The 10,787-nt window shown below is 62.3% G+C and carries 11 protein-coding genes; 10 read left to right on the top strand and 1 reads right to left on the bottom strand.

The window, feature by feature from the left end:
- The 4 genes from Q4F91_RS11215 to Q4F91_RS11200 all read left to right on the top strand — a co-directional run.
- Window positions 1-1,132 (top strand): FAD-binding protein (locus Q4F91_RS11215; RefSeq protein WP_303337738.1); only part of this gene is annotated, 1,132 nt, incomplete at its 5' end.
- 215 nt (window positions 1,133-1,347) lie between these two features.
- Entirely contained in the window at window positions 1,348-2,502 is a 1,155-nt protein-coding gene (locus Q4F91_RS11210; protein ID WP_368661008.1) for a porin, read from the top strand.
- Between the two features lie 245 nt (window positions 2,503-2,747).
- A complete protein-coding gene (locus tag Q4F91_RS11205) occupies window positions 2,748-3,659 on the top strand; it encodes a LysR family transcriptional regulator (RefSeq protein ID WP_303337736.1) in 912 nt (303 codons plus the stop codon).
- A gap of 295 nt (window positions 3,660-3,954) precedes the next feature.
- Window positions 3,955-5,442, top strand: coding sequence for an MATE family efflux transporter (locus Q4F91_RS11200; RefSeq protein WP_303337734.1), 1,488 nt, complete (start codon window positions 3,955-3,957; stop codon window positions 5,440-5,442).
- A gap of 118 nt (window positions 5,443-5,560) precedes the next feature.
- On the opposite strand, the gene Q4F91_RS11195 is transcribed toward Q4F91_RS11200, so the two are convergent.
- The gene (locus Q4F91_RS11195; protein ID WP_303337733.1) at window positions 5,561-5,902 is read right to left on the bottom strand and encodes an H-NS histone family protein; all 342 of its coding nucleotides are present in this window, start codon (window positions 5,900-5,902) and stop codon (window positions 5,561-5,563) included.
- A gap of 563 nt (window positions 5,903-6,465) precedes the next feature.
- On the opposite strand from Q4F91_RS11195, the gene Q4F91_RS11190 reads away from it, so the two are divergent.
- From Q4F91_RS11190 to Q4F91_RS11165, 6 genes are all read left to right on the top strand, one after another.
- Window positions 6,466-7,266, top strand: coding sequence for a hypothetical protein (locus Q4F91_RS11190; RefSeq protein WP_303337731.1), 801 nt, complete (start codon window positions 6,466-6,468; stop codon window positions 7,264-7,266).
- 410 nt (window positions 7,267-7,676) lie between these two features.
- Complete coding sequence (locus tag Q4F91_RS11185; RefSeq protein ID WP_303337729.1) at window positions 7,677-8,672, top strand: site-specific integrase; 996 nt, start codon at window positions 7,677-7,679, stop codon at window positions 8,670-8,672.
- Window positions 8,673-8,802: 130 nt separating this feature from the next.
- The gene (locus Q4F91_RS11180; RefSeq protein ID WP_303337728.1) at window positions 8,803-9,351 is read left to right on the top strand and encodes a hypothetical protein; all 549 of its coding nucleotides are present in this window, start codon (window positions 8,803-8,805) and stop codon (window positions 9,349-9,351) included.
- Window positions 9,352-9,425: 74 nt separating this feature from the next.
- Window positions 9,426-9,554 (top strand): hypothetical protein, encoded by a 129-nt coding sequence (locus tag Q4F91_RS11175; protein ID WP_303337726.1) that lies wholly within the window; start codon window positions 9,426-9,428, stop codon window positions 9,552-9,554.
- A gap of 6 nt (window positions 9,555-9,560) precedes the next feature.
- Window positions 9,561-9,752, top strand: a complete 192-nt coding sequence (locus Q4F91_RS11170) for a hypothetical protein (protein WP_303337724.1) — start codon at window positions 9,561-9,563, stop codon at window positions 9,750-9,752.
- A gap of 175 nt (window positions 9,753-9,927) precedes the next feature.
- Window positions 9,928-10,665: an SGNH/GDSL hydrolase family protein gene (locus Q4F91_RS11165; RefSeq protein ID WP_303337722.1), complete on the top strand. Its 738-nt coding sequence runs from the start codon at window positions 9,928-9,930 to the stop codon at window positions 10,663-10,665.
- The last annotated feature ends 122 nt before the right edge of the window (window positions 10,666-10,787 follow it).

Here is a 10,787-nt window from a genome sequence, read left to right as displayed (position 1 = left end):
ACACTCCATGCTGCCGAGCTCTTCAGCAGTTCAAGAGCCTGATAGGGTACCTACGGACAACGCCACTGCGTTCAAGAACATGTACGAGTCGCTCGGCAAGCTCGGCGGCAAGCTCATGACCCAGACCCGTGCCTATGACCTCGAGCAGGACAAGGACGGCAACGTCACGGCCGTGATCGCCGAGAAGGCTGACGGCGGCAAGCTCACGATCCGCACGAAGGCCGTGGTCCTCGCCTCCGGCGGCTTCGGCGGCGACGCCAAGCACCTCGCCGAGGCGATGGAATCCGACCAGCTCACGAACCGCATCGCCTGGGGCAACATGGGCGAGGGCCTTGAGATGGCCTGGAAGGCCGGCGCCCAGAAGATGGGCGAGCATCACGCCCTCATCCACGCCGCCGAGATCGACGGTCTGTCGACCTCCTCGGCCGGTGCCAAGGGCATGATTGACGCGAACCTTCTCGTGCGCGTGCTCAAGACCCCGCTGCTCTGGGTTGACCAGGCCGGTCACCGCTTCTGCAACGAAGAGCTGATCTACGACACCGTCTACTGGTCGAACGCCGCGTACTCCGTGGGCGGCAAGTACTTCGTGGTCGTGGACGGCAAGACGCTTGACGCCTACACGAACGACCAGTTCCCGTTCGAGGTCTCGGGCGCCGGTCCTGAGAACCCCACCGGCAAGGGTGACTTCCGCGCGCTGATGGAGGAGGCCGTCCGCCAGGGCGTCGCCTTCAAGGCCGACACGCTCGAGGGTCTTGCCAAGGCCGCCGGCTTTGACAACTCCTTCCCGCAGCAGATCGCCGACTACAACAAGGCGGTCCAGACCAAGAAGGATCCGTTCGGCAAGCCCGCCGAGTTCCTGAAGTACGAGGTCAAGGACGGCCCGTTCTACGCGCTGCGCGCCAAGACCGTCTCGCTCTCGACCCTCGGCGGCGTCCGCGTCAACGAGAACATGCAGGCTCTTGACCACAACTACAAGGCGATCGGCGGCCTCTACGCCGTCGGCAACAACGCCTACGGCTTCTACACGGCTCCGTCCTACCCGCCGTACCAGGGCCTCGCCCTCGGCTTCGCCTGGAACTCCGGCCGCATCGGCGGTTCCGAGGCCGCTGACTACGTCAAGACGCTGAAGTAATCCCAGCCGTTCTCTCCCGGTCCGCTCTCTTTTCTCTGACGAACGCGCCGCTCCGTTCTCTGCTTCTCCTGCGGAGCGGCGCCGTTTTTCCCGGACCGGCTCTCTTCTCAAAGTGCTGCGCCCCCTCAGTCTGACCGGTTCCCGATCCGGTCGGACTGAGCAGGTGCACCCCTCGAAAAGGAAACATGCGCAAATGACCACCAAGTTCCGCATCACTGCGCTCTGCGCCGCGCTCGCTGCCGCGGCCGCTCTCGCCACCCCCCGCCTCCGCCGGCTCCGTCAAGATCGGCGGCATGGTCGACACGGGCCTCAAGTTCTCCAGCGTCGACGCCGGCGGCAGCCAGGGCTCGCAGCAGAAGTTAGAGATGGCCGACGGCATGCTCGACGCCAACCGCATCATCTTCATCGGCGAGGAGGATCTCTCCGAGCGCACGAAGCTCGGCTTCTGGCTCGAGGCGAGCTACGCCTCAGACTCGGGCGCGATGAAAACCTCCGGCTCTCTCTTTGACCGCGGCTCCTACATCTTCCTCAACAACCAGGACTACGGCCAGCTCGCCGCGGGCCGCATCGGTCTGATGCGCTCGGGCGGCACGCCGCTCACCTTCGACATCACCGGCCGCCGCGTCAGCCCCTTCGGCACCGGCTGGGGCGACCTCGCGAGCCCGATGTACTCGATGCCGTTCTACGGCTTCCCCGTGAGCAACATGCTCCAGTACGACTCGCCGATGATCCATGGCGTGCAGGCCCACGTGCAGTACTCGTTCCAGATCGACACGAGCACGGGCACCGAGGGCAAGTCCTCGGCCGACCGCTACGGCGCCTTCGCGCTCACCTATGACGGCGGCGACCTGAACCTGGTCGGCATGGTCGACTGGATGAACGAGGCCACGGGCACGGCGAACCCCGACCCGCATGACTCCTGGACCTTCATGCTCGGCGGCAACTACGACTTCGGCGTCGCGAAGCTCTACGCTACCGCGACCTACTTCAAGGACGCGAACAACGTCTGGTGGCTCCCGGGCTTCGACGACACGAACTACAACCTCTTCAACGGCTGCGACCAGATCAACGGCTACTCGGTGACGCTCGGCACGAAGATCCCGGCCTGGGGCGGCGCGATCAACCTCTCTGCGATGTACCTGGACGCCGACTACGACGACGAGGTCACGGCCGAGACGGCCGCGCAGATCGGCACGGATCTCAAGCGCTACACCTTCGTCGCGGGCTACGAGTATCCGCTCAGCAAGCAGACCACGCTCTACGGCGCCGCCGGCTTCTTCAAGGACAAGGTGAACTACGTCTCCGCCGGCAACACCTATGACGATCCGTTCGTGACCCAGGTGATCATCGGCATCCACCACAACTTCTGATTCCGTTCCGCGCCCGCGCTCCAGCGCTCTCCATGGCGGCATCGATGTCCGCGGGGACACCGGAGGCGCGGCCGCCAACCTCCCAATGCCGCGCCTCCCACGGGAGGGTGCGGCGCGGGCACGGTCGGAACCTGACTGCAACCGGCCTGCAGGTGCTGACGTTTCCGAGGCTTTCCATCTCCGGGAGCGTCTCCTCGGGCGTCCGTCACCCAGGCCGGGCTGCGTTTTTTCCCCGAGAGACGAAAATGTTTGACACCAAGCACCTGCAGGCGTTTGCGACACTCGCCGAGCACATGCATTTCAGCAGAACGGCGAAGGTGCTCGGCGTCTCCCAGTCCACGCTTTCCGCGCAGATCCGCGCCCTCGAGGAGGAAGTGGGCGGGCCGCTCATCAACCGCTCCAACCGGACGCTCTCGCTCACGCCCGTGGGCGAGGTGTTTCTCCAGGACTGCCAGGGCATTCTCTCGATGATGGCCCGGGCGAAGAGAAACAGCGAGGACATTCTCGGAGGAACGGTGGCGACGCTCCGGGTCGGCGTCTGCTCGGCCATGATCTCGTCGGGAATCTTCACCGAGGTTCTGCACGAGTCAAGGAAGCGCTTTCCTTCGCTCGATCTGATCGCCGAGGAAAATCCGCCGGCGACGCTCGCGAAGAAACTCGCCGACGGCCGCATAGACCTGATGATGAGCATCACCTACGGCGTGAGCTTCTCGTCTCCGGTCTCGGCCATGCCGCTCGCGGCCTGGCGCGCCGCGCTCATCGCGGAAAAGAACATGGATCTCGGGGTGAGCGAGGATGACTCGGTCCCGGGGATCGACATGAAGCGCATCGCCGAGTATCCCTTCGTGCTCTATGAAAATTCGGGCTGCGAGTCGCCGCCCGTGGTCGACACGGCGCTCTCCTTGCATCCGAAGCGTGTCATACGGCTCGGCTCGGTTCGCCTGATCATGGACTACGTGAACGAGGGCGGCTGCGTCGCGATGGTGCCTGAGGCCGATCTCTGGATGATGCGACCGGAGACAAAGGCTGTCTTCGTGCCCGACACCTACATGGACGCCAAGGCGGTGAGGCTCGCGACGAGCAACTCGCCCACGATGCTCAGGTTCTTCCGCATGCTCGACGAAATGTTTGTGACCAAGAAGGTGCTCCGCGCCTGAAGGACAAAGGATTTCCCTGGCAGAGGGGTCTTGTGATTGCAGCATGCTCTGGCCTCAGGAAGGCGCTGTCGCGAGAGGGACGACAGAACCGCCGGGGCATGCTGCTTCTATTTCCCCGGAGGCACTGGGGACGATGCGCCCGCGGCGGTCCGGCAGGGACGGATACGTGAATCCAAAGGGACAGTTCTGAGCGAGATACGGGCAACCGCCGGCACGCGGGACGCGCGATAATTCGTACTCACTTTCACTTAGACAGCAGTCCGTCGCCATCTCCCGTCCCCGAGGTTCCCTTCCCATGAGTTCCAGGCAGAGCCGCACCCAGAAGCTTCTCGAGACCCTGCGCGGCGGCGGCACGCTCACGGGCGGACAGGAGTTCGAACTCGTCGCGCGCCTCGCCGTGCCGAGCGTGCTCGCGCAGATTTCCTTCATCCTGATGCAGTACACAGATGCGGCGATGGTCGGTCACCTCGGCGCCAACGGCTCCGCGGCGGTGGGCCTCGTGAGCACCTCGCTCTGGTTCCTCTTCGGCCTGGGCGGCTCGTCGATCATGGGCTTCTCGGTCCAGACGGCGCACAGGATCGGCGCGAGGGAATATGACGAGGCGAAGAGCCTCGTCCGGCAGGCGATCACCACGGTCTTCATCTTCGGCAGCATGCTCGCCGCGCTCGGCGTTGCGGTTCACACGGAGCTCCCGCACTGGCTGGGCGGCGACCCCTCGATCGCCGAGGACGCGTCGCTCTACTTCTTCATCAACGCCTTCTTCCTGCCGGCGACGTTCTTCTGCTGGCTCGGCAGCGCGCTGCTGCGCGCCTCGGGCGACATGAAGACGCCGAGCATGCTCGGCATTCTGATGTGCGTGACGAACGTCATCTTCAACTGGTTCCTGATCTTCCCGACGCGCGAGATGGAGATCCTCGGCATCACGATGACGATGCCGGGCGCGGACCTGGGCGTCGCGGGCGCGGCCTGGGGAACGGTGATCGCCGAGGGACTGAGCGCCGTGCTGATGTTCTCGCAGCTCATTTTCCGCTCGCCGGAGCTCAGGCTCATCGGCACCCGCGGCAGCTTCATTCCGAAATTGCCCGTGCTGCGCCGCGCTGTGACGATCGCGGCCCCGGTCGCGGCCGAGCGCGTGATGATGACGGGCGCGCAGATCGTCTCGACCATGATCGTGGCGCCCTTGGGCATCTTCTCGATCGCGGCCCACACGCTCGCCATCACCGCGGAGAGCGTCTGCTACATGCCGGGCTACGGCATCGGTGACGCGGCCTCGACACTGGTCGGCCAGTCGGTCGGCGCCCGCAGGCCCGATCTCGCGCGCCGCATCGCCTGGAAGTGCGTCGGCGTCGGCATGACCGTCATGACGGCGATGGGCGTCTTCCTCTTCATCTGCGCCCCGATGCTGATGGGCCTCATGACCGAGGTTCCGGAGGTGATCGAACTCGGCACGCAGGTGCTGCGCATCGAGGCCTTCGCCGAGCCGATGTTCGCCGCGGCGATCGTCTGCTACCAGTCCTTCATCGGCACGGGCGACACGCTCATCCCGGCGATCTTCAACCTCTCGACGATGTGGCTCGTGCGCATTTCGCTCGCCTGGATTCTGGCGCCCATCTGGGGGCTCGCCGGTGTCTGGACCGCCATGTGCACGGAACTCATCGTGCGCGGTTCGCTCTTCCTCATTCGCATGAAGAGCGGCGCGTGGCTCAAGAAGGTCGAGCAGCGCGTGCGGAACGAGGCCGCGAAGCCCGCGGCGGAGGAAGCGTCGGAGGCGAAGCCGGCCTGAGCGCCGGCCGGGCGGGGAAGGGCGCCTTCCCGAGGCTCTGGAACACAGCAAAAGAGGCGGTCCCGCAAAGGATCGCCTCTTTGTCCTCAAGCGAAGGAATTGCAATGTTTTCGCTTGATTATTCAGCCGCAGGAGCCTCAGGCTTCTTGATCAGCATCTCCTCGTCGGTGAAGCCCGCCTCCTGAGCGGCGATGTACCACTTCGGGCGCTTGCCGCGGCCCGTCCAGGTCTCGGGACCGTCGGGGTTCTGGAACTTCGGCTCGCCGGCGTTCGGCGACTTGATCTTGATGCTGTGGCCGTCCTTGCCGAGCTGCAGCTCGGAGGCGGTGAAGTCAAAGACCTCGATCAGGCGGAGGCATTCCTCGCGGGCGTTGTTGCGCAGCACTTCCCATTCCTGCTGGAGGGCGGACTGCTTCTCACGGTGAGCGTTGACCTGCTTGAGGATTTCTTCTGACGTCATCGGCATTTTGCGTTAACCACGTGTACAGGTTGGAAAAATCGGGGGAGTTCCCGGGGGAACGGGCATTGAAAGCAACATTTTAGGCGCGCCCGGACCAATTGACGCGGTTTTGACTGTATCGCTTCGTTAAGGGATGCCCCTGATCCTGACGGCCTTCGGGAGGGGGCTGTTTCCCGGAGGGACGGCCCCGGGGGCGGTCCGCTGACCCCGGGAACCCGGGCGGCCGGATCCTCCAGGGGCGGATTTTCGGTCCGGGCAGGCCTCCGGACGGCTCAGATCCTGCGAAATTCCCTGTTTTTCAAAGAACTGAGCTCAATTAGTTCGACATCAAACCTGAAAAGCCGGGTACTGCTAACTTTTTTGAGCAGACTTTTTCGGGAATGAGGGGCTTTTGTGCTGAAAAATGCAAAATAGTTGTGTTCTAATTTCAATGTACTTTTGTTGATATCTGCAATTTAGTTGTGTATAATTGACGGTACTGAATGAATGGAGGCGATCTCGTTTCCTTCATGGTTCTGAGTGGTTGTGAAATGAATTGATGCCAATGACAGGGAGTTGGTGAGATGATCAGACGAAATGAGATACTCCGGATTGAGGGAGAGAACTTCAGAGTTGTTCAGATCTTCGGGGATCTGGCGATGCTCATTCGCATGAAAGGGCAGTCGGTGGAGCTCATCCGCATGGATGCGCAGAGGCTCGATGAAGAGGTGAAGGCCGGTACGGTGACAGTTGAACTCGACAAGTGGAGTGACATCGAGCACCGCGAATTCCCGGAGTCAATGATCAATACGGGTAAGGAAGCCTATGAACTCATCCGCGCCATTGTCTCCAATCCGGAGATCTATGTGGAGCACGGACTGAGGCGCGTTCTCCGTGAGGCTGCGAAGGGCGACAGAATGATTGAGCGCCGGCTCGGTCTCCTCGTCGGCATCTACTGGCGCCGGGGCCAGGTCTGGCAGTCGCTGATCCCTGATTATGTGAGAAATACGGGCCATGTGGAGGGCGGCAGGAAGCGCGGCCGGCGCGCCGCGGACGGACGCGAGACCGGTGCGGCGCTCACGCCGGAGTGGCTCGGTCGAATGGAGGTGATCTGCCAGAAGTATCTCCTAGGAGAGGAAAAGGCGACGCTGCAGGAAGCCTATGACGCATTCGTGCGTGACGCCAGGACAGCGCTTGAGGCGGGTGAACTCAAAATCGAAGTGAATGAGGGTGAGGAGAGTGCAGAGAATGAATCCGCAGGCATTCCGAGCTTTCACCAGTTCTACTACTTTCATCGCACCCGCCATGGGAAGAAACGAGTGAAGAAGGAAGAGAAGATTGCGGAGAATGAAAAGACGGGCGATGAAATGGAAATGGGTGAATGATTTCCGTCGTTTCAGTTCTATAGGTATGAATGAGAACGGCTGATTGGGTCGGAATTGAATTGAAAGTGAGTAGAGTCTGTTGATTGCTTTTTGAATGGAATTCATTCTGTTGAATGCATTCAGTTGGAAATGTAAAATTGAATTGCAATATTTGGATATGCCTGCATATCTCTGCAAAACTAAATTACAGAAAATTTGCAATGCCGGAGGCGTCGGCAGGGGCGTCCGGAGGGCGCGGACGGCTCCGAAAATTACGCCATATAATGCTACTTATCGTGCGTAATGCGGATTCAGGGGCCTGAATCCGCAAAGAATACGGGTTAACCCGGATAGATCTCGGGAAAGAGCGGCGCCGACGGGGTGCCAGCCCCGGGGCGGCGGGGCGGAAGTCAGAACCAGCGAAAAAAAGTATGCAGATCGATTTTGAGGCCGTTTCAGATCGTGCGGACGGGGTCGCGCTCACCGAAACCGATCGGAAAACGTCGCCGATTTCCCTCGCGTCTCCCGTGGACGAGGGCGTGAACGCCGCGCTTGCGTATCTCGCGGAGCTCTCGACCGATGTCTCCCGCTCCGTCGTCCGCTCGCGACTCAATGTGGCCGCGCGGTGGCTCGGGTTCCCCGACGCCGCGAGCTGTCCCTGGGGGCAGCTCCGGTTCGTGCATGTCGTTGGTTTTCTTCATGAACTCTCGGACAAACGGGGACTCTCCGCGAACTCCGTGAACGCCTATCTCTCCGCCGTGAAGGGCGTGGCCGAGACCGCGTGGCGCCTGCGCCAGATGGATCATCTGTCGTTCGCGGAGATCAAGGCCGTGAAGTCGCTGCGCGTGTACCGCGAGCCCGCGGGCCGTGCGCTCACCTCTGACGAGTCAAGAAAGCTCATCGAGGCCGCGGAGTCCGAGAGCGGCAGCAAGTCGGTGCGCGATCAGGCGGTGCTCGCGCTCCTGCTCGGCTGCGGACTGCGCCGGGCGGAGGTCACAAGGCTGCGCTTCGAGAACCTGTCGCTCGCGGACGGCACGCTCCGGGTGATCGGCAAGGGAAACAAGGAGCGGAAGGTGTTTCTCTCGGGCGTGATCGCGGAGAAGGTGCGGGCCTGGGTTGAGTTGCGCGGCGACACCCCGGGGTGGCTTTTCGGGCGTATCACCAAGGGCGGCAGGGTGCTGCTCAATTCGCCGCTCGACCCCTCGTCGGTCGGCCGGATCGTCGGCCGGGCCCAGGATGACTCCGGCATCGCGCCCATCACGACGCACGATCTGAGGCGAACCTTCGCCACACGGCTGCTCGCGAAGAACGTTGACATCGTTGCGGTCAAGAACCTCATGGGACACTCGAATGTCGCCACGACGGCGAAGTACGACCGTCGCAGCGAGGAGGCGCTGCAGCGCGCGGCCGAGCTCGCGGAGCTCTGAGACGACGGAGGAACAGGCTCGGACAAGGTGTTCCAAAGGTGTTCCGAAAAAGGAGGGTGTCTTGATATGCCGCTAAAATGCAGGCATGTCTCATGACAAATCCTTCCCTTTCTATATCAGGAGCACCGCAATGACCATGGCCGCCCGTTTCAGAACACTGAGCCGACTCTTTCTTGTCTTTGTTCTCACCGTCGCGGCCGGGCTCTACTCAGTCACGGCCAGCGCCGAACTCCTGAAGCAGCAGAAGCACCGCGCCTGGACGAGCGCGCAGATCGTCGTCAAGGACTTCAAGGCCGGCCGCGCCTCGGTCTTCGGCGACGACAAGAAGTGGTCGAGCCTCTTCGCCATCGATGTCCGCCAGAACACCTTCTACGCCACGACGATCTGGGTCTCGAACAACCGTAATCAGCCCAACAAGAAGTACCCGGACTGCCAGGCCCTGATCCGGATCGACAAGAAGGCCTTCAACGTGACGGTCACGCCGCGCATGGAGAACGGCATCATGTTCCTCTACTTCCACATGAAGGACCTCGGCATGGACTTCATCAATGCCGTCAAGGCCGGCAACCGCATGACGATTGACTACATCCAGGGCGACAAGGTGTTCCGCACGGAGCGCTACTCCCTCTCGGGCGCGACCGCCGCGCTCAACCGTGCCGTGAAGCTCATGAACGAGTGATTCGTTCCCTTCTGACCGGGCGGCTGACGGAGACTTATGATTCACCTCTCTGAACAGACGCCCGGGAGCGGCACGTGACCAAACGAAAGAAAAGACAGAAGCACAGTCACGGGGCGGCCGCCGACGGTTCCTTCCTCAGGGACGTCCGCGAATCCTTTGACTTCACCCGCCGCGATCTTGCGCGTGACGCCGGCGTCACGTAGCGTGCCGTGATCAACTTTGAGAAGGGCGGGCACGTCCGCGTTCCTGATCGGAGAAAGCTCAACGCATGGCTCCTCAATGCGGTCGACTCGGCACCGGACGCCTGGTGGGTTCCGCCCGATGAGAAGTGCTATTTGACGCCGCCGACGAAGCCTGTGAAGCGCAGGCAGCCGCTTGACGACGATGACGTTCCGTTCTGAGCGGCACAGGCCGCCCGGTTCCGCCAGCTCGTGTCTCGAAGAGGATTTTCGTCAAGCTGTCTACCGTATTTCGGCAGTGTTGGATCGGGCGTACAGGGTTATTCTTGCATGAGTGACAATTCAGGAAACCCCTGATAGTCATTCCAGAATTTGCAACCACTGATTCCAAAACAAGATGACCCCCGCATCCATCCCTGAGCAGGATCTTGACCGCGCCGACTATCGCATTCTTGCCTACGGCGACTCCAACACCTTCGGCTGGAAGTATGTGGCCGACGGGCAGATCTCCAGGCTCAATCCGAAGTGTGTCTGGCCGGAGGTGATGGGGCGGGAGCTGCGTTCCTCCTTTGATCCGGGGGTGACGGTCATCGGCGAGGGACTCGGCGGGCGCACGACGGACGTCGACGATCTGATCGATGCGGGAAGCGGCATCATCCCCGGCGTCGGCATGAACGGGCTCGCCTATCTGCCCGCGGCGCTCTCGAGCCACATGCCGCTCGACCTCGTCATCATCATGCTCGGCAGCAATGATCTGCAGGCCCGCATCAACCGCACCCCCGAGGAGATCGCCGCGGCGCTCGGCCGCATGGTGCGCCTCGTGCGCGAGGGCGCCTGGCAGGCGAAGGCGGACTTTCCCGTTCCCGACGTGCTCGTGCTCTCGCCCCCGAAGGTGCGTCTCACGAAAAGCACCCGCGCGGAGGTCTTTGTCGGTGCCGAGGAGAAGTCCGAGCGGCTCGCGGCTCTCATCGAGCCCGCGGTCACCGCGGAGGGGGCGCATTTCATGGACGCGGCCTCCGTCGTTCCCTATGCGAAGCAGGCCGATGAACTCCATCTCACCGAGCAGCAGCACGGTCTTCTCGGCCGCGCCGTCGCCGAGCGGGTCCGCCTGATTCTCGCGCAGAGAAGCCGCTGATTTCAGCCCGGCCAACTATCATATGAGGAGCTGTGTTCCCGACGAGGTACGCAGCTCTTTTCGTATTTCCGGTTCTTCGCTGTTAAGAGTGGGTTGATCTGAGGCTACCACCTTCGGGTAGT

Origin of the sequence: Sutterella sp. (assembly GCF_030539355.1) — a bacterium.
GTDB lineage: Bacteria > Pseudomonadota > Gammaproteobacteria > Burkholderiales > Burkholderiaceae_F > Sutterella.
Note: the sequence above shows the minus strand (reverse complement) of the source record. Positions and strands in the feature narration are given on the sequence as shown.